The sequence below is a fragment of the Mesorhizobium sp. HAY1-8B genome (assembly GCF_056868045.1).
In genome coordinates, this window is record NZ_CP200321.1 from 5,685,580 (window position 1) to 5,709,017 (window position 23,438).

Annotated in this window: 14 protein-coding genes; 9 read left to right on the top strand and 5 right to left on the bottom strand. The window is 64.7% G+C overall.

What is annotated here, in order from left to right:
- The first annotated feature begins 90 nt into the window (after positions 1-90).
- Entirely contained in the window at positions 91-1,749 is a 1,659-nt protein-coding gene (locus AC1VON_RS27300) for an acyl-CoA synthetase (protein ID WP_483125502.1), read from the top strand.
- 42 nt (positions 1,750-1,791) lie between these two features.
- On the opposite strand, the gene AC1VON_RS27305 is transcribed toward AC1VON_RS27300, so the two are convergent.
- The 3 genes from AC1VON_RS27305 to AC1VON_RS27315 all read right to left on the bottom strand — a co-directional run bounded on the left by AC1VON_RS27305 (position 1,792) and on the right by AC1VON_RS27315 (position 9,138).
- Positions 1,792-2,736, bottom strand: coding sequence for a methyltransferase (locus tag AC1VON_RS27305; RefSeq protein ID WP_483125503.1), 945 nt, complete (start codon positions 2,734-2,736; stop codon positions 1,792-1,794).
- A gap of 597 nt (positions 2,737-3,333) precedes the next feature.
- Positions 3,334-8,295, bottom strand: coding sequence for an autotransporter outer membrane beta-barrel domain-containing protein (locus tag AC1VON_RS27310; protein WP_483125504.1), 4,962 nt, complete (start codon positions 8,293-8,295; stop codon positions 3,334-3,336).
- 561 nt (positions 8,296-8,856) lie between these two features.
- Entirely contained in the window at positions 8,857-9,138 is a 282-nt protein-coding gene (locus tag AC1VON_RS27315; RefSeq protein ID WP_246740962.1) for a hypothetical protein, read from the bottom strand.
- Positions 9,139-9,494: 356 nt separating this feature from the next.
- Between AC1VON_RS27315 and AC1VON_RS27320 the strand changes: the two genes are divergently transcribed.
- Together AC1VON_RS27320 and htpG are read left to right on the top strand one after the other, a co-directional pair.
- The gene (locus AC1VON_RS27320; protein ID WP_483125505.1) at positions 9,495-10,379 is read left to right on the top strand and encodes a hypothetical protein; all 885 of its coding nucleotides are present in this window, start codon (positions 9,495-9,497) and stop codon (positions 10,377-10,379) included.
- A gap of 211 nt (positions 10,380-10,590) precedes the next feature.
- Entirely contained in the window at positions 10,591-12,477 is a 1,887-nt protein-coding gene (htpG, locus tag AC1VON_RS27325) for a molecular chaperone HtpG (RefSeq protein ID WP_483125506.1), read from the top strand.
- A gap of 79 nt (positions 12,478-12,556) precedes the next feature.
- Here the strand turns inward: htpG and AC1VON_RS27330 are convergent, their stop codons facing one another.
- Positions 12,557-13,537, bottom strand: a complete 981-nt coding sequence (locus tag AC1VON_RS27330; RefSeq protein ID WP_483125507.1) for a GlxA family transcriptional regulator — start codon at positions 13,535-13,537, stop codon at positions 12,557-12,559.
- A 415-nt stretch (positions 13,538-13,952) separates the two neighbouring features.
- Here AC1VON_RS27330 and AC1VON_RS27335 point away from each other — a divergent pair, with 415 nt between their 5' ends.
- The 5 genes from AC1VON_RS27335 (at position 13,953) to AC1VON_RS27355 (ending at position 20,836) form a co-directional block, all read left to right on the top strand.
- On the top strand, positions 13,953-14,831 hold the full coding sequence (locus AC1VON_RS27335; protein ID WP_172372887.1) for an ABC transporter permease: 879 nt from the start codon (positions 13,953-13,955) through the stop codon (positions 14,829-14,831).
- Between the two features lie 13 nt (positions 14,832-14,844).
- Positions 14,845-15,684 carry an ABC transporter permease gene (locus AC1VON_RS27340; protein ID WP_172349477.1) on the top strand — a complete coding sequence of 280 codons (840 nt, stop codon included), beginning with the start codon at positions 14,845-14,847 and terminating at the stop codon, positions 15,682-15,684.
- Positions 15,681-16,823 carry an ABC transporter substrate-binding protein gene (locus AC1VON_RS27345; RefSeq protein WP_172349476.1) on the top strand — a complete coding sequence of 381 codons (1,143 nt, stop codon included), beginning with the start codon at positions 15,681-15,683 and terminating at the stop codon, positions 16,821-16,823. Before AC1VON_RS27340 ends, AC1VON_RS27345 begins: the two co-directional genes overlap by 4 nt.
- The gene (locus AC1VON_RS27350; RefSeq protein ID WP_483125508.1) at positions 16,816-17,979 is read left to right on the top strand and encodes an ABC transporter ATP-binding protein; all 1,164 of its coding nucleotides are present in this window, start codon (positions 16,816-16,818) and stop codon (positions 17,977-17,979) included. The genes AC1VON_RS27345 and AC1VON_RS27350 overlap by 8 nt, the downstream gene beginning before the upstream one ends.
- A gap of 223 nt (positions 17,980-18,202) precedes the next feature.
- A complete protein-coding gene (locus AC1VON_RS27355) occupies positions 18,203-20,836 on the top strand; it encodes a bifunctional diguanylate cyclase/phosphodiesterase (protein ID WP_483125509.1) in 2,634 nt (877 codons plus the stop codon).
- 106 nt (positions 20,837-20,942) lie between these two features.
- Here AC1VON_RS27355 and plsY read toward each other — a convergent pair whose 3' ends face one another.
- A complete protein-coding gene (gene plsY / locus AC1VON_RS27360; RefSeq protein WP_483125510.1) occupies positions 20,943-21,617 on the bottom strand; it encodes a glycerol-3-phosphate 1-O-acyltransferase PlsY in 675 nt (224 codons plus the stop codon).
- Positions 21,618-21,849: 232 nt separating this feature from the next.
- Between plsY and AC1VON_RS27365 the strand changes: the two genes are divergently transcribed.
- Positions 21,850-23,385: an FAD-dependent monooxygenase gene (locus tag AC1VON_RS27365; RefSeq protein ID WP_483125511.1), complete on the top strand. Its 1,536-nt coding sequence runs from the start codon at positions 21,850-21,852 to the stop codon at positions 23,383-23,385.
- Positions 23,386-23,438 lie beyond the last annotated feature (53 nt).

Genomic DNA, 23,438 nt, shown 5'->3' on the forward strand with positions numbered 1-23,438 from the left:
CTTCCGTCGTTGCCCATCGGCGCCATCTGATGGCATTGTTGTCGCGACAGCGCGCCATGGGGAGATGGGGCGCCGCCAGGGAGGACTGACATGACCAGCACACAAGCCGGCCTGCCGCGCTACGGGGATGCCGTTTCGCGCTTTCGCATCGAGGATGAGATCGCCCGGCTCGACGGTGACCCGGCGACCGGCATCAATGCGTATGTCGAATGCTGCGGCCGCCATACCGGGCAGAACCGGCTGGCGCTGCGCGCGATCTCCGCCGCCGGCGAACTCCGGCTGTTCAGCTTCGATGACCTCGCCGATATGTCGGGCCGCGTCGGCAATATGCTCAAGGGGCTGGGCGTCGGCCCCGGCGATGTCGTCGCCGGCATGCTGCCGCGCATTCCCGAACTGGTGGCGCTCATCCTCGGCACCTGGCGCATCGGCGCCGTCTACCAGCCGTTGTTCACCGCTTTCGGGCCGAAGGCGATCGAGCATCGCCTGGGCTACAGCGGCGCCAGGCTGGTGGTGACCAACCCGGCCAATCGCGGCAAGCTCGACGAGATCGAGAACCGCCCGCCTATCGCCACTATTCTTGGCCCCAGTGATGCCTTGCCCCAAGGCGACATCGATTTCCGCGCCGCCCTCGCCGCCGCCTCCCCGGACTGCGAACCCGTCATGCGCAAGGGCGGCGACCTGTTCATGATGATGTCGACATCAGGCACGACGGGCCTGCCCAAGGGCGTGCCGGTGCCGCTCAGCGCCCTGCTCGCCTTCGGCGCCTATATGCGCGACGCGATCGGGCTGCGCGCCGACGACGTCTTCTGGAACATCGCCGACCCAGGCTGGGCCTACGGCCTCTATTACGCCATCACGGGCCCGCTGCTGCTTGGCATCGCCACGACCTTCAACGAGGGCGCCTTCACGGCCAGGAGTACCTACGAAATCATCGAGCGGCTCGGCGTCACCAGCCTCGCCGGCTCGCCCACCGCCTTCCGCCTGCTGCTGGCCGAAGGGCCGGAGGCCGCCGCCAGCATAAAGGGCCGCCTGCGTGTCGTGAGCAGCGCCGGCGAGCCGCTCAATCCGGAAGTGATCCGCTGGTTCGACACCCATCTCGCCGCCCCCATCCACGACCATTACGGCCAGACCGAGAACGGCATGATGGTCAACAACCACCATGGCCTGGCGCATACGGTGCGCGCGGGCTCGGCCGGCTTCGCCATGCCGGGCTACCGCATGGTGGTGCTCGACGAGGCCGGCAACGAACTCGGTCCCAACCAGCCCGGCATCCTCGCCGTCGATATCGCCAACTCGCCGCTGCGCTGGTTCGGCGGCTATCACCAGGCCGAGACGCCGGCGGTCGCGGGCGGCTATTACCGCACCGGCGACACGGTGGAATACGAACCGGACGGCTCGGTCTCCTTCATCGGCCGCGCCGACGATGTCATCACCTCGTCGGGCTACCGCATCGGCCCCTTCGACGTCGAAAGCGCGCTCATCGAACACGCTGCGGTCAACGAGGCGGCCGTGGTCGGCGTGCCCGATCCGCAGCGCACCGAAATCGTCAAGGCCTTCGTCATCCTGGCGCCAGCCTACCAGGGCAGCCCCGAGCTTGCCGAGGAGCTGGCCCAGCATGTCCGCAAACGGCTTTCGGCGCACGCCTATCCGCGCGAGATCGATTTCGTCGCCGAACTGCCGAAGACGCCAAGCGGCAAGATCCAGCGGTTCCTGCTGAGGAAGGCGGAGGTGGAGAAGCGGAAGGGCTGAGAACCCGCAATCAGGCCACGAACTCCATGGCCAATCTGATCTTCAGCCGAGGCGCGCACGAAACAAGGCGGAGCCATCCGCCAGGCGCGACCTGGAGATGTCGCGCAATCCAGCCTCGGTCATCCAGGCGCGATACTGACCTTCCGTGTAGGATTCGCCGTGGCGATAGAGGTTCAGGAAGGTGAGATTGAGAAAGACACCCTCGGGCGGGCCGAGGCGGTCGTCATCGACGACGCCCCACCCCGCGATTGCGATCTCGCCGCCTTGCGTGAGGCAACGCGCCGCGTTCAGGATCGCACTGCGCGCCCGGTCCGGCGGAAGGACCTGGACGACGGCCTTCAGGATCGCCAGATCGTGCCGGCCGATCGATGGCGCGACGGTTATGTCCCCCTCTTCGACAGTCACGTCGTCGGCACCGTATTCGGCCAGGATGGAAGGCGCGACCGCCGCGACCGTTGGGAGTTCCATCAGCGTCGCCGTAATCCGTGGCCACCGCTCGCGAAGTCCGACCAGAATGGTCCCGGCGCCACCGCCGATATCGATCACCGAACGGATCGCGGAGAGGTCCATCTCCCGGGCCAGGTTTCTGCCGAAAATCACCCCGCCCGGTGCGAGCATGCGGCTGAAGGCGGCCGCGGCCTCGGGTCCGGCCTCGGAAAAATCGTGCAGCGCGGCCGGCCGGTTCCGCCGCAGCGACTCCGCTGTCAAAAGGTCCGCTCCCCAGAGCTCGCGCAGCAGCGCATGATCGCCGCCGCGATAGGTCGGCTTGGACGCGTCGAGGAAGGCCGACGCTTCGGCTCCGTTGCGAAAGCGACCATCCTCGACCTCGAGGAGACCGATGCTGGCGAGCGCATAGAGGAGCCGCGACAGACGATCGGGCTCGACTTTGAGCGCGGCCCCAAGGCTGTCGGCAGTCGCCACATCGCCACCGAGCCGGGTGAAGATGCCAAGGTCCAGCCCGGCGCGAAGCGCCAGGGCGGCGGGCACCGCCGCGATCAGTCCGTCGATCCGATCATGATCCGCCATGTCACGCCCCCTGCCGCGATCCAGGACCGAGCTTGAAGCAGCTCACATGAGATTGGAACCTCCGTTCCGCGGAAAGTGAAATCTTTGTTCGAGCGACCATAAACCAGCGTTCAGCCGCAGGCGTTCAGCCGCAGGCGCCCAGCCTTCGGCAACGGGTCCGCGCGTATCCATGATAATTGCTGACGCCGACAGGACCGCGCCCAGCCGCCCACTGTCCTGGCAACATCGCGTGGAGGCGCCACGAAGCGGCCTGCCCGCATCCAACTCGGTGCCTCCGGGCGACGCCCCAGCCATCGCCGGCATCAGCAGCAGATCGAAATCTCCATAGCCTTCGCCTGTAGCACGGGTTCCTTCCTCGGGGACTTTCATACGCCCGCCGGCGCCCGAAACTCTTCACGAAAGCGGAATGGCAGATTCTGGCATCTAGAAAGCGCGGCAGACATTCAACCAGGCAGGATTGAAGTCCCTGACTGACCCGAAGCCGACTTTCGGTATTGGATGCCCAACTTGTTTCACCACTTGACCCGGAGGCCGAGCGAGCCGGTCAGTACATGACTGTCACCGAAGTCTTCCAGGCCTGTCCGGGCGATGGCTTCGCCAAAGACCGAGAACTTGTCGTCGGCCCAATTGACGGTGCCGCCGATGCCGAGACCGCCCCAGAGCTGCTCGTTCCTGCTCGAAGAGGCTGCTGCCGGCCAGGTCGACCGACGAGCCATCCTCGAAATCATAATAAAGGTTGGCGATGCCATAGAGGTTCGTGTGGCCGGCGCGGCCCGTGTGGTCTTGCCATTGCGACTGGTGGTCGAGCGACAGGCCGAGGCGGCCAAGCAGGCTGTCGCTGCTATCCAGGCTAACCCTTGCGCCGAAGGTATCGGTAAAGGCGTCGAAATCGACGGATGACCAGGCAAGCTGCGCTTGCGGCGTCAGCGACCAGCTCGGATCGAGCATGATGCGCTTGCCCGCTTCGACGCCGAGCGCGTAGCCGACGCCGTTGTTGCCGTCGACGAGCCGCTGTCCGGCGGTCGCCGAGTCGAGATTGCTGTCGTACCAGATCACCTGCGCCTGGCCGTCGAGGTAGAAGCCTTCCGCGCCGTACCAGGTCAGCGAACCGGAAACGCCGGTGCCGGTGCTGTCGATCGACCCGCTGCCGAACACCGACGAGACGTCGGCGGACACGGTGCCATACTGGAAGGCGATGCCGCCGATGAGCTGGCCGGCCGCGCTGTCGGACAAAAGCATGTCGGCGCCGGTCTGCAGCCTCCAGGTCGATGTGTCGTATGTCGTTGCGGTGGTGGAGCTTGCCGGATCGTAGGAGCCGCTGGCGCCTTCGATCCTGCCCCACAGCCCGATCCCGGCCTCGGCCTTTACGTCATCGGAGATCCCGTCGGCGCCTTGTGCCTCTACGGTCCAGGACCGGTTGCCGAGCCGCTGCTGCAGCGTGCCCAGCTGGTTGAAGCTCTGCAATACGCCCGCATAGGCCTCGTACACAGGTGCGCCGGCCTGGAAAAGCAGGCTGTTGTCGAGCTCGGAGCGCAGATACCAATCGCCGTCGGTGGGCGTGCTCACGCCGCCCTGATAGAGCCTGTAGGCATAGGCGCCCGCGACGACCGCCGCATCGCCTTCGAAGGTATAATCGCCCTTGAGCGAGAAGGTGCCGTTCGAGACGCCGCCGATGTCGACGATCTTGATGCCTTCGGCCGTTTGATCTCCCGCGCCGCCGAAATTGGCGACCTCGAGCGTGCCCGTCCCCGACGTGCCGCCGGCGATCACCAGCATGTCGGTCGCCGAGCCGTCGCCGCCGAGCGCGGTGTTGAGGACGACGGTGCCGCCATTGCCGACATAATCGCCGCTGATGGTCAGCGTGTTGCCGAGAGCGCCGCCGGCGATGCGCACCGTTCCGGCATTGGTCAGCCCGGCAAGCGTCTGGGAGGTGCCGGCAAGATCGAGCGTGGCGCCCGAGGCGACCGAGAACTGCGAGGAGGAACTGAATGCGTTGGCCGCGCCCGCGGCAAGCGTGCCGCCAACGACCGACGTGGCCCCCGTGAAGCCTGAGTTGTCCGAGGCGAGCACCACCGTGCCCAGCCCGTCCTTGACGAAAGTGCCGGCGCCCGAGAGCACCCCGGCATAGCTCGCATTGGCCTCCCCATCGAAGGTGAAGGAGGCCCCCGCGCCGATCGCGACATCGCCGCCGAAGCGCTCGGCCGCCGAGACGAGGCCACCCTGATCGATGGTCCAGTCGAGCAGCGAGGTACCGGTCAGCGTCAGCGCGCCGGCGCCGTCCTTCACCATCGTGCCGGTGCCGGAGATATCGCCGGCAAAGCTGGCATCCGCCGCCTGGTCGAGCACGACCGTACCGGCATTGCCGATGTCGCCACGGATCGAAGCCGCATTGCCGATCAGCGTGCCGGCGTCCACCAGCGTGTTGCCGCCATAGCTGTTCGCTCCCGTGAGGGTCAGCGTGCCGGAGCCTGTCTTGGCGAGGCTGCCGGCACCCGAGATCGCGCCGGAAAGGGTGAGGTCGGCCACGGTGTCGAAGGTGCCGCCGGCCGCCGAAAGCGTGACACCGCGCGCCGAGGAGAAGGCGGCGGTGTTGCGCAGCGTGCCGCTGGAAAGCGTCAGGCCGCCAGCGGCGTCGCCGAGATTGTTATCGGCCGCAACCGAAAGCACGCCGCCGGAGACGTTGGTACCGCCGGTGTAGGTGTTGGCGCCCGAAAGCACCAGCGTGCCCGCATCGGTCTTGGTGAGGCTGCTCGCCCCGGTCAGCACGGAGGCGATGGTGGCGGTATAGCCTGCTCCGGCGACCGTGCCGTCACCGACCCGGATGATGCTCTCGCCGCCAGCGCCGGCAAGCGTGATGGCGTCGCCTTCGATGCGGTAGCCATCGGCGGCGAACTGCATGCCGGTAACCTCCAGCGCGCCAGCGCCGTCGTCGGCGGTGACGATGCCGCCGAGCGTCTGGAAGATGGCGAAGCCGGGCTGCGGCTTCATCGCTGCGTCGACCAGGCCGGTGCTCGTCGTCCAGTTCAGGCTTGTCGCCGTCCAGGTGCCGTTGCCACCGTCGACCAGATCATTGTTGGCATTGCCGGCCGCGTCGCCGTCCCAGAACAAGAGGTCGTTGCCGACGCTGCTGATCAGATTGACCTGGTTGGCGACGGAGGTCTGCACCGTCAGGTCGGCAGCCGTGACGCCGACCGGCAAATCGCCGAGTTCGAGACCATTGTCGGTAAGCGCGCCGCCATAGTTGATCAGCCGGTAGACGCCGGGGCCGAAGCCGCCGACATCGGTAATGTCGAGGCTGCCGTCCAGCGTCAGGGCGCCGGTCACCACGATCAGATCGTTGACGCCGCCACCGACCACGCCGGCCTGGCCAAGCTCGTAGTCGAGGGTCGAGCCGGAACTCAGGCTAAGCGATCCGATCGTCAGTGTACCGGGGCTGGAGCCCGGCGCCAGCGTGCCGCCGTCGGCGACGATCACCGCGCCGCCGATCGAGCCGGAGCCGCCGAGCGTGCCGCCGCTGTTGACCGTCGTCTCGGTGTTGCCGAGCGATCCCTCGACGACAAGCTTGCCGCTATCGACCGTGGTGCGGCCGGTATAAATGCTGTCGCCGTTCAGAACCATGGTGCCGGCGCCTTCTTTGTAGAGGCCGCCTGCTCCGCTCAACTCGCCGTTAACGGTCAGCGTCGTGCCCGTCGCCGTGCGGAAATAGCCATAGGCGGCAGTGAGGCTGATGTCGCGGCTCATGGCGAAGCTCGCCGTGGTGCCAAGTTCGCCGCCGTCGAGCGTCAGCAGACCTGTCGCCGCGCCCAGATTCTGGTCCGACGCCACGGAGATGCTCTTGCCCACCCCGACCGTGGTGCCGCCACTGTGGGTGTTGGTGCCAGTCAGGGTCAGCGTGCCGATACCTTCGACGTCGAGGCTGCCCGTTCCGGAGATGTTTCCGCTGAAGGTGTTGGGGCCGAGGTCGAGGAACGAGACGGCGCCATTGTTCAGAATGTCGCCGCGGATCGCCACCGTATTGCCGGCGAGCGTACCCGCATTGACGACGGTGCCGCCGGTGTAGTTGTTGGAATAGCTGGTGACATTCAGCGTGCCGGCGCCGTTCTTGACCAGCATGCCTGAGCCGGTCACCTGGCCGGAAAGGTCCAGCTGCGTGCCCGCCGCCGTGTCGAACCCGCCCGTCGAACTGATCAGCACATCGCGGTTAGTGGCAAAGCTCGCTGTCGTCCGCAGTGTGCCACCGTCGAAGGTCAGACTGCCCGAGGCCGCGCCAAGATTGCCGTCCTCGGAGACCTGAAGCGTGCCGCCGTCTATGGCGGTGCCGCCGCTATAGGTGTTGGCGCCGGTAAGGATCGTCGTTCCGCCGCCGATCTGGCGCACCATTCCGCTGCCGCTGATGATGCCGCCATAGGTCAGCTCATTGCTGCGGTTGAAGGCGAACGTGCCATTGTTGTTCACGTCGCCGATGATAGAGCCGCTGGTGCCGCCATTGCCAAGCTGCAGCGTGCCTTGCTGGATGTCCCAGTTGGTGGTGGCGGTGCCCGTGCCGGTCAGCGTCCAAGTGCTGGTGCCGGTTTTCTGGAATGTGTCAAAGTTCCGGTACTGCGCCGTGGCGCCGATGGCCGAGACGTCGAATGCGGCGTTGGTCGTGCCGCCGAGGCGCAACGTATCGGTGAGCGCGTTGGCGTTGGCGACGACATTACCTTCAATCACCGAGCCGGCCTGCAGCTCCAGGGTGAGTGAGCCCGTCGTCGGGGTAACGGAACTGGACCACTGGATCGCATTGGCGCCGGCGCCGGCCTTGATCGTGCCGCTGTTGACGAAGCTGTAAGCCGAGGTGGCTTGATTCAGGACGATTGCCGCCGCTCCGGCGCCGCCCTCGATCGTGCCGGTGCCGGTATTGACGATCGGGTTCGTGGTTGCATTTCGAACAAAGATTCCCGCGCCGCTGGAGCCGACGCCGTTGGCTGGTCCGGTTCCGCCACGGATAGTCCCATTGTTGACGAATGTCTTCGCCCCGCCAGAGGTTCCCACCAGCACGCCGGGGCCACCGCCTCCTGTTTGGCTGTTTCCTCCCTGGATGGTGCCGTTATTGGTCATCGATGAGCCAAACGAGGCTTGAACACCCGCGCTGCTCGACGCGGCCCCATCGCTGCCCTTGAAGTTGCCGACCAGTGTATACATGCTGCCGGTTGTTGGGAGGGTAAGGGCCTGTATGCCCGAGCCGGAGAGCGTAAACCCCTGGGTGTCAATCGTAATCGGCTTGGCGGCCGTATCCGGACTGCCCGAATTGACCATCGTAATATTGGTGGTCAGGATGATCGTTGCGCTCGCATCGCCATCAGCGTTCGCCGCTGTTACAGCGGTACGCAGCTGTCCCTCGGTGCTCACATAGTAGGTCGCGGCCAAAGCCGCGCCCGGAAGCCCGCAGGCCAGCATGAGCACGGCGCAGGAAGCGCCCGCCAGAAGGCGCCTGCGGCCTCCGTCCAGAAGCCTGTCGCCCCCCAGAATTTGCCCCGCCATGCCCCTGATCCCCTTGATTCCCAAGTGCGCCGAAGGCAGCACGAAAATTATTGGCCCGCAAGGCACTTATAGTCTTGAGGACTACCAAAAAGCTAACGTTGATCAGTAAAATGAAGTCCGTGACGTCTGTGCGACAGGAAACCTATTTAATTAGCTCCCCCTTACTAAAGAAAAGACTCAATAATAACGTGGATGACCTCGCCGCATGCGGAAATCTGGAGCCGCTGGCTGTCCAGCCGATTTCCATGGACAAACTCAGAGCTTGCGGGCCCAGGACGACGCAGCACAAAGGCCACTTGCACGTCGGAACTGAACCGGAATTGCACCTCGCGCCCACGCCCTCTCGTCGCCGGCGACCGCCTGCGGAGCACTCAAATGAATGGATTCCTGCCTAGGCTTGTGCCTTCACTGGCGCAGAGCGGAATGGCCGTCGTGGCGCAGCCGCGACCTCAGCGTCGGCGCCAGAAATGTCCGCTCTTGGTAGGCGTCAAGTCGGTCGGAATAACCGACATGAGGCGCATTACCGCCATTCGAAGCGCAGCCAATCAAAGCTCGATCGGGTCAGTGCGCCACACCATCCGAAGCGTGCAGCAGCCGCCACGCCGAGCCAACGCGCCCATCGAACTGCGAGGCGAAATGCTTCGCGGCGACATCCTCCAGGCCGTCATCGACGAGCGCCTCGATGCTCCGCCGCATCAGGGCAAGCTGCATCCGCCTGGCGTGATCGAGGTCGGCCTCCCGCATGATAGCCGTGACGTGGTAGGCAATGACGGGCTGGCCGAGGCAGGACAGCAGCGCGCTGGCCTCGGCTGTTACAGCGGTCACCGCGTCTTCGATCTTCATTCTGGCGATCCTCATCAAGATGATGCTGACGCCTCCCCGCAAGGCGACGGTGGTCCGTCGCTCCTTCTTTGATTTCAGCCTGCCGCTTGATTTCAGCCTGCCGCGCGACCGAGGCCCCGCGCCAGGCTCACAATTGCTGTCTTCTCCAGGTCCCTCGAGCAGCCTCGTCTGGCCCGGAAACAGTATCCGTCAGATTTGATTCAAAGGCGACCGGATAGTTAATCGATGGTTAATGACCGCACTTGCCATCCCACCCCGATCAGGATGTTTCGCCTCGGCGTTTCCTGCCGCGCAATAGCCGCAAAGCTGCCCGATGGCTGCCTGGCCTGTTGATCGCCACGAAGAAAGGTTCTGTCATGCGGTTGGTCTGGACGGTCATGTTCGCACTGGCGAGCAGTGCTGCCTTCGCCGCCTCGCCCGAGGACGATTATATCGCCGCGCGCGACAAGGCGATTGCCGAGATCGCGGCGATGGAGAGCACGAACACAGCCGTGGAAACCCTCGACGCCGCCAATGAAAAGGCCCGCGCCGATCTCGAAACGCGTCTCACCGCCCTCCTTGGCCCCTTCACGGTCAAGGATTTCCCGGCTGCCGGCACGATCAATATCGAAAGCCTCAGCTCCTCCGATGTCGGCTTCGGCATGCTCGACGGGCTGCGCCACGGCACCGAGGACGGCCCCAGCATCGTGGCATCGACACGCGGGCTGGTGGAGCGCTGGCTCAAGTCGCGTGCCGCCGAGACGGACGCCGATCTCAAACTGCCCACCAGCTTCGACGCCGCACTGAAGCTCGACGCCTTCTACACCCAGGCCATCGGCAGCGACGCCGCCTTCACCGGCACCCTCGACTTCGCGCTGAAGACACCTGATGGCGCCGACATGGCGATCGCGCGGCTCGGCGGCTGGGCACAGGATATCGGGCCGAACTACGACCAGGAGGTCATCGTCACGGTCGTCAAGGGCAACAGCGTCCTGATCGCCGAAGCCCCCGCGACGCCGCCGGTCCCGAAGATCGCGGCCTGCGACGCCGTCTGGACCGCCGCCGACGCCGCCGCCCAGAAACTGGCCAAGCAGGCCACCGACGACAGCGACGAGAACACATCCGATGCCGCCAACGCCGCCTGGACCAAAGGCGACAACGACTTCCGCGCCTGCATGGGCAAGAACCTGCCTGCGGATGCGGCCTTCCCGGCGCTGCTGGCACAGGCGCAGACTCTGGCGGATCACATGGCGGGGAAGTAGGCGCGACGCCGACGCTAACGATCTCCCCCCTCGTGGCGGAGATTGGCAGCGTTGCCGCCGGCGCCCGCCCCCCTTGTCACCCTCGCATCCCATCACAATATTGTCGTCGCGCTGGCACCTGCCGAGTTGCCAGCAACGCAAAAAATGGTTGAAAGGAAGTCCTGCACGCGCCCCGGCGCGGCGGGCGGATGAACAGCGTGGGAAAATTGGAATGACGACGGATACGAAAGCGACTGAAACCAGGGCGTTCGAGGCGGATGTTTCGCGGCTGCTGCACATGATGGTGCACTCGGTCTATTCCGATAAGGATGTCTTCCTGCGCGAGCTGATTTCCAACGCCGCCGACGCCTGCGAAAAGCTGCGCTTCGAGGCCGTCAGCCGCCCGGAACTTCTGGCCGACGATCCCAAGCCGCGCATCTCGATCTCGGCTGACGCGGACAACAAGCAGATCACGGTCGAGGACAACGGCATCGGCATGAGCCGCGAAGACATGGCCGAGGCGCTGGGCACGATCGCCCGCTCGGGCACCCGCGCCTTCATCGAGCGCGTCGGCTCCGGCACCGAGGACACCCAGCTCATCGGCCAGTTCGGTGTCGGCTTCTACTCCGCCTTCATGGTGGCCGACCGGGTCGATGTCATCAGCCGCCTGGCGGGAAGCGAGGAAGCCTGGCGCTGGTCGTCCGACGGCAAGGGGTCCTACGAGATCGCGCCCGCCCCGCTCGAAGCCGCGCCGAAGCGCGGCACCCGCGTCGTGCTGCATCTCATGGACGATGCCGTCTCCTACACCGGATCCTACCGGCTCGAGCAACTGGCCAAGTCGCAGTCGGGCCATGTGCCGGTGCCCATCACGCTTATCGAAAAGCCCGGCGCCGAGGCGCGCGACATCGCCGACGGCACGGCACTCTGGGTCAGGCCGAAGAGCGAGATCAAGTCCGAGGAATATACGGACTTCTACCGCGGCGTCGCCGGCCAGTATGACGAGCCGGCAGCCACCATCCATTTCCGCGCCGAGGGCCGGCAGGAATATTCAGTGCTCGCCTTCGTGCCGGGATCACGTCCGTTCGATCTGTTCGACCAGGACCGCAAGGGCCGCATGAAGCTTTATGTGCGCCGCGTCTTCATCACCGACGATGCCGACCTTCTGCCGCGCTACCTGCGCTTCGTGCGCGGGCTGGTCGATTCCGCCGACCTGGCGCTCAACGTCTCGCGCGAGATGATCCAGGAAAGCCCGCTGCTGGCCTCCATCCGCAAGGGCCTGGCCAATCGCGTGCTCGGCGACCTCGCCAAGCTGGCCGAGAACGAGGCCGACGCCTATGCGAAAATCTGGGACAATTTCGGCGTCGTCCTCAAGGAAGGGCTCTACGAGGACTATGAGCGGCGCGAGCAGTTGCTGAAGCTAGCCCGCTTCCGCTCGACCGCCTCTGGCGAAGGCTGGCGCGGCCTTGCCGACTATGTCGCCGCGATGAAGGAAGGCCAGAAGGCGATCTTCTTCATGGCCGGCGACGACCGCGCCCGGCTCGAAGCCTCGCCGCAGCTCGAAGGGTTCAAGGCGCGCGGCATCGAGGTACTGTTGCTCACCGACCCGGTCGACAGTTTCTGGGTGACGATGGCGCCCGAATTCGACGGCAAGCCGTTCAAATCGGTCACACAGGGCGTGGCCGAGCTGTCCGACATCCCGCTGCTCGACGACGCCAAGAAGCCGGAGACAGCAGCGACGCCGGAGGTCGATGGCTTCCTGGCTTTCGTCAAGTCCGCCCTTGGCGATGCCGTCTCGGACGTGAAGGCATCGGATCGCCTGACCGAAAGCGCGGTCTGCCTTGTCGCCCCCGAACACGGTCCCGACCGTCAGTTCGAGCGGCTGATGAACGCCGCCGGCCGCCTCGACAAGGCGGCCAAGCCCATCCTCGAAATCAACCCGAGGCACGAGCGCGTGCTGGCGCTCGCCGGCCTGGGCGAGGACGAGCAGGCCTTCAAGGACGATGCCGCCCATCTTCTCTACGACGAGGCGCGCGTGCTCGACGGCGACAAGCCGGCCGACGCCAGGGCGTTCTCGGAGCGGCTCGCAAGGCTGATCGCGCGCGGCATCTCGAAGGGCTGAGCAATTCCAGGAAAAGTGTGAACGGTTTTCCGTCCGGAATTGCGCCAAACAAAGTGTCAGCGCCGCTTCGCGGCGAGCCTCATTGCCCCGCGGCTGTGGCGGGCATCCGGTTGGGGTGCCTGAGATGGGTCGGCGTGATGCCGGTCTGCTGGCGGAACACCCGGCTGAAATGGCCGGCATTGGTGAAGCCGCAGCGATAGGCGATGTCGCCGATCTGCAGGTCGCTGCCTTCGAGCAGTGACTTGGCATGATGCACCCTGAGCGCCAGGTAGGCCGCCATCGGACCGATACCGAGCTCGGTCCCGAAAAGCCGCTCGAGCTGGCGCCGCGAGCAGTTCAGGCGGCTCGCGATCTCGGTCACCGAGAGCGTCTCCTGGAGGTTGCTCTCCATCAAGAGAAGAGCGCGCTTCACCGCGCGGCTTGACGCCTCCGGAAACAGGTCGCCGACGGGCTGCACGTCCCGGCTGCTCCTGATCCGGTCGAGCACCAGGATCTTGGCGGCCTTCTCCGCCGCCTTCTGGCCGATGAACTGGGACACGAAATGGCCGGCGAGGTCGGCGGCGCCCGTGCCGCCGGCGCATGTCGAACGCCCACGGTCGACGGAAAACAGACTGTCGGCATGGGCGTTTACATCAGGGAATTGGCTGCGAAAGTCCTTGATGTGGAACCAACTGACGGCCGCGGCGTAGCCATCAAGCAGGCCGTAGCGCGCCAGCACGAAGCTTCCCGTGCAGAGCGCCGTCAATGGCACCCCCTTCTCGGCGGCGCGCAGCAGGAACGTTTCCTTATCCGAGCTGAGGCTGCGGTTGGTGTCGAGCAGGCCGCCGACCACGACGACATTGTCGAAATCCTCCGGATTGCCGATCCCCTTGGTCGGCAGCAATTCGACGCCGCAACTCGCCCGGATCGGCAGGCCGCGTTCGCCGACGATCTCCCAGTCGAATTCGATCCTGCGGCTGCGGTCGCCCTCGTCGCCCGCCAGCCGCAGCGTGTCGATGAACAGCGACAGCGGCGACAGCGTGAAGTCGCGAACCAACAGAAACGCAAATCGCCTTGCCATTTGTGTCCGGAACCGTCCCCTCGCCCGTGCTGGAGCTGTTATCACCGATGCGTATTGTTTGGCACAGGCGTCAAGCCCCGCGATCCCCAGGAGTGGCCATCGGATGTCGGAGATGAGATCGACGACCCGGGAAGAGGCTGCTGGGCGTGGCAGCAGAAACCGGGTACGAGGCACCCATGCGAACGGCAGGGCTGCCGGCATGGAAGGCGATTGCCGTCGGGAAAATCAACCAGGTCGAACGGCCATGGCCCCCTGTTGCCGTGCCGTCCGCCCATCAAGTTTCGGCGTCCATCGCGGCCGGCGGCGTGGCGATATCCACTGGCTCAATCGCCGACTGTAGACATCGGGCCTTTAATCACCCAATCTTGGTACCGGGAACAAAACACGCGCTTCAAAGAAAGCGCACCGGGTGGTCATGAAACGACGATGGACATTGTATGATCCGCGGCTGGCCTGGATGCTGGTCGCGCCGGTGCTCTTGCTGCTGATCTTCTTCCTGGTGCTGCCGATCGCCGTGATGGGTGCCTACACCTTTTTCACCTTCGTCACCGCCGGTGTGGAAACGAGCGCGCTGACGACCGCCAACTGGCACGAATTCCTCACCGACAGCTACTATCACGGCTTCCTCCTGAAGACGCTGCGTGTCGGCGCGATGACGGCGCTGCTCTGCGGCGTGCTCGGCTATTTCCCGGCCTATTTCATCTGGGCCACGACCTTCAAGCACAAATGGCTGCTCCTGCTTTTGCTCATCGTGCCGTTCTGGATCTCCTTCACCATCCGCACCTTCTCCTGGATCAACATCCTGGGCGAACAGGGGGTCATCAACGTCGCGCTGCTGAGGATGGGGATCATCAGCGATCCGCTGCCGATGCTCTACAATGAGGGCGCGGTGATCCTGGGGCTCCTGCACTTCCTGCTGCCCTACATGATCCTCAACGTCTATGTCAGCCTCGAGGGCATCGACCGCACGCTGATCTCGGCCGCGCGCTCCATGGGCTGCACCAGCGCGCAGGCGTTTCGCGAGGTCACGCTGCCGCTGTCCCTGCCGGGCCTCGCGGCGGGCCTGCTGCTCTGCTTCGTGCTGGCCGCCGGCAGCTATGTGACGCCGCAGCTTCTGGGTTCGGGGCGCGACGCGCTGTTCGGCAATTTGATCTACGACACCATCATGGGCGAGCTGAACTGGCCGATGGGCGCCACGCTTTCGATCGTCCTGTTCCTCGTGCTTGGCTTCTTCGCCGCCATCTACACCCGCTACATGGGCATGTCGCAGATCGTCAAAGGACTTGGCGGATGACGGGATTGGGCGAATGAAGGCGCGGCGCAAGGAGGAAGGCAGATGGGCCTGGCGGCTGACCGGCTTCGTCACGCTCTGCGTCTACATCTTCATGTTCGCGCCGATCGTGGCGACGGTCATCCTGTCGTTCAACGCCTCGATGTTCGGCGGCTTCCCGATGACCGGCTTTTCCCTGCAATGGTACGCCAAGCTGATGACCAACGAGCAGGTGCTTGCCGCCTTCCGCACCTCGCTGTGGATCGCGCTGGTCACCGCCGCCGTCACCACGGCGATAGGCGTGGTCACCGCCTTTGCGCTGGTGCGCTTCGAATTCCCCGGCAAGCAGGCGCTGAGCACGCTGGTGATCCTGCCGGCGCTGGTGCCGGAGACCATCCTCGGCGTCGGCCTTCTGGTGCTGATCAAGGCGGTCGACCAGCCAAGGACCATGCTGCTGCTGGTGCTCGGCCATATCCTGCTCGCCGTGCCCTATGTGGTGCTGATCGCGCAGGCGCGCATGGTCGGCATCCGGCGCGTCTACGAGGAGGCGGCGCTCTCGCTGGGCGCCTCGCGCTTCTCGTCGTTCCGCGAGATCACGCTGCCGCTGCTCATCCCCGCCGTCGTCGGCGGCGCGCTGCTCGCCTTCACCATCTCGTTCGACAACACGTCGGCCAGCCTGTTCTGGCGCCCGGCTGGCGTCGAAACCATGCCCACCCAGATCCTTTCGATGCTCAAGATCTCGATCAGCCCCGAGATCAACGCGCTCGGCACCGTGATGATCCTGGTGACCGTAGGCATCCCGCTGCTCGGCGGCCTGATCCTGCAAAGCTTGACCAGATTGAAAAGACGTGGCGAACCAAAGGAGGAAGCACGATGAAACTGTCCAACGGCAAGCGGCTTGAACGGCTGCAAGATAGATATCGCAACGGTGATCTCAGCCGCCGCACTTTCCTGACGCTGACAGCCGCCGCGGCTGCCGCGGCGGGTCTCGACATGCCCTGGATGCGGCAGGCGCTCGCCGCGGTCCAGGAGGTTCGTTTCGACGGCTGGGGCGGCACGGTGCAGGACGCGATCGACAAATACGCGTTCCAGCCTTACACGACCAAGACCAAGATCAAGGTCGTCCAGGGCACGTTCGGCGACGAGGACGAGATCATCACCAAGATCAAGACCTCGAAGCCCGGCGACTACCAGGTCATCCATTCCTCCGGCGTCAACTACTACATCAAGTACGTCAATGGCGGCCTGACCTCGGAGATCAACGAGGCCAACATTCCCAACATGGCGAATGTGCTGCAGCCGATGATCGACCCGTTCCGCAAGCTGACGCCGAAACTCTCGGCCGTGCCTTACGACTACGGCACGACAGGCATCGCCTACAACACCAAGGTGATCTCGCCCGAGGAAGCCAAGGAAAAGGGCGCCGCCCTTTTGCTCGACAAGAAATATGCCGGCAAGGTCGGCGGCTATGACGACATGACGACGCGCGTCTGGTACGCCGCGCTCGCCACCGGGCAGGACCCCAACAACATCAAGGACATGGACACGATCTGGGCCAAGGTGCGCGAGACGCGCGACCTCGCCAAGAAGTTCTGGAGCTCGGGCGCCGAGCTGATGGACCTGCTTTCCAAGGGCGAGATCGTGGTGACCGACGCCTGGTCGGGCCGCGTCGCCGCCTTGCAGGACCAGGGCCATCCGATCGGCTATCTCGATCCGGCCGGCTCCTACGCCTGGATGGAGGACATGCTGATCCTGAAGGGCTCGCCGATGGCCGAGTGCGAGGAGCTGATCAACTTCATGCTCGACCCGGCGACTTCCATCGCGGTGGCCGAGGGCCAGAGCTATCCGCCATCGCTCGACCCGACCAAGGTCAAGCTCACCGAGAAGATCGAGAAGCTGCCGGCCTTCGACAAGACGGGCACGATGAAGTCGCTGACCTTCGCCGACCCGGTCTACTGGGCGACCAATGAGGACGCCTGGACCAAGCAGTGGAACAGGATCTCGAAAGGTGCCTGACAGAAACGACCTTTCAGCATTGCCCCGGCCGGAAGCGGCCGGGGCGGGCAAGGCCGCACCGGACAGCGCCGAGGCGAGCCAGCCGGCGGTCGAGTTCCGCGACATCGACATCGCCTATGGCAAGTTCGTTGCCGTGCGCGATTTCTCGCTGTCGATCCGCAAGGGCTCCTTCGTCACGCTGCTCGGCCCTTCGGGCTGCGGCAAGACCACGATCCTGCGCTCGATCGCCGGCCTGGTCGACATTTCAGGCGGCCAGATCATGATCGATGGGCGCCGGGTCGACGACGTGCCGATCTACAAGCGCAATATCGGCCTTGTCTTCCAGAGCTACGCGCTGTTCCCGCACAAGACCGTGTTCGACAACGTCGCCTTCGGCCTGAAATACCGCAACGTGCCGAAGCCGGAAATCGTGCGCAGGGTCGGCAAGGCGCTCGAAATGGTGCGGCTGCCGGGCAGCGAGAAGAAACTGCCCTCGCAATTGTCGGGCGGCCAGCAGCAGCGCATCGCGCTTGCCCGCGCCATCGTTTTCGAGCCGCAGGTGCTTTTGCTCGACGAGCCGCTATCGGCCCTGGACGCCAACATGCGCGAGGAGATGCGCGTCGAGATCAAGAAGATCCAGAAGGAAACCGGCATCACCGCCATCTTCGTCACCCACGACCAGGAAGAAGCGCTCTCCATGTCGGACCGCATCGTGGTGATGAACGCGGGATCGGCCGAGCAGATCGGCACGCCCGAGGAAGTCTACGAGCGGCCCGCCACCGCCTTCGTCGCCGACTTCCTCGGCAAGGCCAACATGCTGGCCGGCACCGTGAGCGGATCGGGCAAGGCAACGGCGGTGGTGCTTGCCAGCGGCCAGACGATCAACGTGGTCTGTCCAAGGCGGCTTGCCGACGGCAGCAAGGTCACCGTCGTGGTGCGGCCGCAGAAACTGACAGTCGGCGCGGCGCCGGGCGCCAACCTTCTGTCGGGCCGCGTCGTCTCGGCGTCATATCTGGGCGGCAGCGCCATCTACGAGATCGACATCGGCGGCAAGACCAGCATCCGGGCCAACGCAACGATCAGTGGCCGGGTCCTTCGCGAAGGCGAGACGATCGACCTCGGATTTGATCCCGAGGGCTGCGTTCTGCTCGACGAGGACGGTCAGCGCATTTCGTGATGCGGGCCGCCCTGCCCCAGGCGGGGCTCCGTCCTGACAGCGACGACATGGTGAAGTCGCGAACCAGGAGAAACGCAAACCGCCTTGCGATTGTACTTCCGCAATCCGTCCGCCCCGCCTTAGCTGATGCTGAAACTTCCTGCCAGCCTGGAAGGGCAAATTTAAGCGTTTGCTACTAGGCTCGATCGATGAGCTATTGTCCAGGAAAGGTATCCGGGTTGAATTGACCACAACAGGATTCAGTGTCGGCCGTGTAAGCCGGGCCGTTTTTTCTTCCGCCAACTTGCCGGCGGCGATCGCTTTTGTCGTGCTTCTGGTCTGCGCCGTCGTTGCCGACCAGCAGAACAGAAGGGTCTCCGATCAACTGGCGCGCGCCGACGTGCTGGCAAAGGTCAACATCATTCGCGCCAAGCTCGAAGGCAATATAAACGGCAATCTTCAGCTTGTTCAGGGACTGGTCTCGGCCATCGATACGGAACCCTATATGGGCCAGCAGCGATTTGCATCGCTTGCCGGCAATCTGTTCGAGCAAAAATCGCAATTGCGCAACATTGCCGGCGCGCCCAATCTTGTCATCTCGTTGATGTACCCTGTGGAAGGCAACGAGAAGGCGATCGGCCTCGACTACCGCAAGAATGAAGCGCAGCGCATGGCAGCGCTGCGGGCGCGGGACCAGCGCGTGCTGGTGTTTGCCGGCCCGGTCGACCTTGCCCAGGGCGGTCGCGGCTTCATCGGCCGCATTCCGGTCTTTGTGCCGACCGCGCGCGGCGGCGAACGCTTCTGGGGCATCGTTTCGGCGGTGGTCGATGTCGACCGGCTCTATGCGGCGAGCGGGCTGACCGACCCGGATCTCGACATCGATGTCGCGCTCACAGGCAAGGATGCGCTGGGTGGCGGCGGCGAACGCTTTTTCGGCGGCGAAAAGGTCATCGCCGGAAATCCCGTATCGGCCAATGTGCAAGTGCCATCAGGCTCCTGGCGGATTTCGGCCATTCCCAAAGGTGGCTGGCTGACAGCTCCGAAGAACGAATGGACCTTGCGGTCGCTGATGTTGCTCGCTGGCGCGCTGGTGGTGCTGCCGATCATGGCGGCCGGCCGGCTATTCGGCGAAAGGCAGAAAAACTACGCAGAGCTCAGGCGCCTGTCCGGGCGCCTGGAGCTGGCGCTTGAAGCCTCCGGTATCGGCGTTTGGGAACACGACCTCACAACCAACGAAATGGTTTGGGATGACCGCGTCAACGAAATCTACGGCAAGTCAGCCGACGGCAAGCCACGCGGTTATGATGACTGGGCGCAGGCGATCCACCCTGAAGATCTCGGACGGGCAAGACAGGATTTCGATTCAGCCGCAGCCCAAAAAGGCCCCTACTCCTCGCAATACCGGCTACTGCACCCCGACGGCACCGTCCGCCATGTGCGCACGCGCGCAACCTACTTCCAGGACATCGGCGGCACGCCCAAGTTGATCGGCGCCGAGTGGGATGTGACCAGCGACGTGCTGCTCAACGAAAACCTCGTTCGAGAGCGCCAGTTGACGGAATCGAAGAACGCCGAGCTCAATCTCGCCAAGGCACATATTGAATATGCGGCGCTGCACGATTCTCTGACCGGCCTTCCCAACCGCCGCTATCTCGATGAGCTGCTGGTCGAGAACGGCGAACCGGACCGGCGCACGGCACTGCTGCATCTGGACCTCGACCGCTTCAAGCAGATCAACGACACGCTCGGCCACGCCGCGGGCGATGCCATGCTGATGCATGCCTCCGAGGTTATCATGGCCAAAGCGGGCCCTGACGATTTCGTTGCGCGCATCGGCGGCGACGAGTTCGTCGTGGTGAGCCGTGGGCTTGACGACGACGAACTCTCGGCACTTGCCGACCGCATCATTGAGGACATGCGCCAGCCTGTCGATTATCGTGGCCATCCGTGCCGTTTTGGAGTGAGCATCGGCATTGCCGCCAACAGCGGCGTCGACGTAAAGCAGTTGCTGGTCAATGCCGATCTCGCGCTTTACCGGGCGAAAAGCCGTGGCCGCAACCGCTACGAATTCTTCAACGAGGAATTGCAGAGCGAGATCGTGCGGACCAAGCAGATCGCCGACGAGATTCTCGGCGGGCTGGAGCGGCACGAATTTGTCGCCTACTATCAACCGCAGTTCGACGCCAGGACGCTTGAGATCGTTGGCGTCGAGGCGTTGTCGCGCTGGAGGCATCCGCAACGGGGCATCCTGGCCCCCGACGCCTACCTCAAGGTGGCCGAAGAACTCAACGTCGTGTCGCTGATCGACCGCATCGTCCTCAAACACGCGCTTGAGAATTTCGAACGTTGGTCGCGCAGTCATCTCAACATCCCGCGCGTGTCGGTCAACGTCTCGGCCAGGCGCCTGGAGGACAAGGACTTGATCGAGGGCCTGCGCAAGCTCGCCATCAAGGCGGGAACCGTGTCGTTCGAACTGGTGGAGTCCATCTTCCTCGACGAAAACGACGATCTGGTCACCTGGAATATCGACCACATCAAGGGACTCGGCATAGACATCGAGATCGACGATTTCGGCACCGGCCATGCCTCGATCGTGTCGCTGCTTAAGCTGCGGCCGCGTCGCCTCAAGATCGACCGCCAACTGATCACACCCATCACCGGCTCTATGGCGCAACGGCACCTGGTGGCGTCGATCATCGAGATCGGCAAATCGCTCGGCATCGAAGTGGTTGCCGAGGGCGTCGAGACGATGGAGCACGCGCGTATACTGAAAGAACTTGGCTGCGATATCTTGCAGGGCTACCTTTTTAGCCGCCCGATGGAGGCCAAGGCCTTCAAGGCCTTCGCCCAGTCGCGCAAATGGCTGGCCGCGGGGTAGTGGCCCTACCCCCGGCGGTTGCCGCTTTGCCACCGCCTGTACGCGATATCGTCACAACCAGAAAGGGAGTCTGTCAGCTTGACGGTGTCGAATGCGAGCCAACGATCTAGGTCTGCGGTTCCGCTTTGGATTCCGGACTGCCTTGCCCCAGGCGCGGCTCGGTCCCGGCCAGCAGCCGCCGGATGTTGGCGCGATGGCGCGCGATCACATAGAGGCCGCCGGCAATCACCCGCAGCCGGTGCGGCAAGGGCTGCTCCAGGGCGCAGACCAGAGCGATCGCGGTCAACGCCGCCAGCATCGAACCCAGCGAAACAATCCTCCATATTGCCAGCACAACGCAGAAAACGGCGGCGGCACCGAGACCGATCGGCCAGGACAGCGCCAGCAGCACGCCAAGCCCCGTCGCTGCGGATTTGCCGCCGGTGAAATTCAGCCAGACCGAACGGCCATGCCCCAGCAAAACGGCAAGTCCGGCGAGGCACACCGCCCAGGGTACGAAGCTTTGCAGCTCAAGTCCTGCCGGAGGCGTCAGGAACGGCAGCGCGTAAAGCCTGCGGGCGAACAGGATCGCCGCCACGCCTTTCAGCACATCGACCAGCAGCACCGCCAAAGCGGGTCCTTTGCCAAGCGTCCGCAACACGTTGGTTGCGCCCGTCGATCTGGAGCCATGCTGGCGTATATCGATCCCCTTGAGCATTTTCCCCGCCAGATAGCCGGTGGGCGTAGAGCCAAGGAGGTAGGCGATCGCCAATCCAGCCACGCTCGCTATCCAGAAAACCATGGCTCACCCTGTTGCGGATCGATCGCCATGACCTTATATCGGCGCTGTCGGAAAAGGCAGGGTTGGTTTGGTAAGCCCAACTCCTCTCGGTAACGGGAGCTCTGGTCTTTGGCTTCGTGCACGAGATCCCCACGACGAACATCGGACGCTGTTGAGCGCCCAATCGTTCGTCCGTGTGGCTCTCGAACGCGAGGAACGCTCCGGTCGAACACATCGACCAAGGAGCAGTTTCATGCACAACCCTATTCCCCGTGATGTCATCATTGCCGGTGCCGGTCCCGTCGGCCTGTTTCTCGCCTGCGAGCTGCGCCTGGCAGGCCTTTCCGTGCTGGTGCTGGAAAAGGCCGAGGATCCCCGCTCGCCGCTGAAGCGGCTTCCCTTCGGCATGCGCGGCCTCTCGGCACCCACCATCGAGGCCTTCCATCGGCGCGGCCTGCTGGACGACATTGCGGCGCGGCCCGCGAAGGATGGCCCCGCTGGCGGCAAAGCGGCCGCCGCGCACTGGATGCGGCAGCCGCGCCGCCCGGGCGGCCATTTCGCCGGTATCCAGTTCTACCTCGATGCCGTCGACACCTCGCAATGGCCCTATCGCCTGCCCGGCCCGGCCGGCACCAGCATGGCGGTCGAGATGGAGCATCTCGAAACCGTGCTTGCCGCCCGCGCGAGCGCCATGGGCGCCGAGATCAGGCGCGGCCTTGGCGTCGACGGCTTCAGCCAGTCGGACGAGGACGTGACCGTCAGCGCCGGTGGCGAGACTTTTCACGCCCGCTGGCTCGTCGGTTGCGATGGCGGCCGCAGCACGGTTCGCAAGCTGGGCGGCTTTGCCTTCACCGGCACCGATGCCGAGTTCACCGGCTATTCCGTCGAAGTCGAACTGGCCGATCCCGACACGCTGAGCCTCGGCCGCCATTACACGCCGACGGGCATGTATACCTACGCACGGCCCGGCACGATCGCCATGGTCGAGTTCGACGGCGCCGCTTTCCACCGGACAAAGCCGATCACGCTGGAGCATGTACAAGCGGTGTTGCGCCGCGTGTCCGGCACGGGGGTCACCTTGACGGCGCTGCGCCTCGCCACGACCTGGACCGATCGCGCCTACCAGGCGAGCACCTACCGAAACAAGCGGGTGCTGCTTGCCGGCGATGCCGCGCATATCCATTCGCCTTTGGGCGGCCAGGGCCTCAACCTCGGGGTCGGCGACGCAATGAACCTCGGCTGGAAGCTCGCCGCCACCATCCGCGGCGACGCGCCGGCCGGCCTGCTCGACAGCTATTTCGATGAGCGGCATCCGGTGGGCGCGCAAATTCTCGACTGGTCGCGCGCCCAGGTCGCGCTGATGCGGCCAAACCGCGGCTCGCGCGCGCTCGAAGCCATCATCCGCGACCTCATCGCCACGCGCGACGGCGCGACCTACTTCGCCGAACGCGTCTGGGGCGTTTCCCTGCGCTACGATCTTGGCGGCAGTCACCCACTGGTCGGCCGCGGCGCGCCCGATTTCGAACTGGCCGACGGAACGAGGCTCGGCGAGCGCCTGAGGAGCGGGCAAGGCCTGCTTCTGGACTTCGATGCCCACCCTGCCCTGCAAGCGCTTGCAAGCCGCTGGGGCGACCGGATCACCTATGTCGCCGAGGATGCCAGGGAGCGGATGGGCCTGAGCGCCCTGCTCGTGCGCCCCGATGGCTTCGTCGCCTGGGCTGCCGATGGTGAGCTTGACCCCGAGCACGCTGCCCAGGCCGCGTCGCGATGGTTTGGCCAAGGCGACTAGCCGCCCATGTGCTAGAGGAACCGTTTGAGCATGGTTTCGGTTGTCTTCTGTGC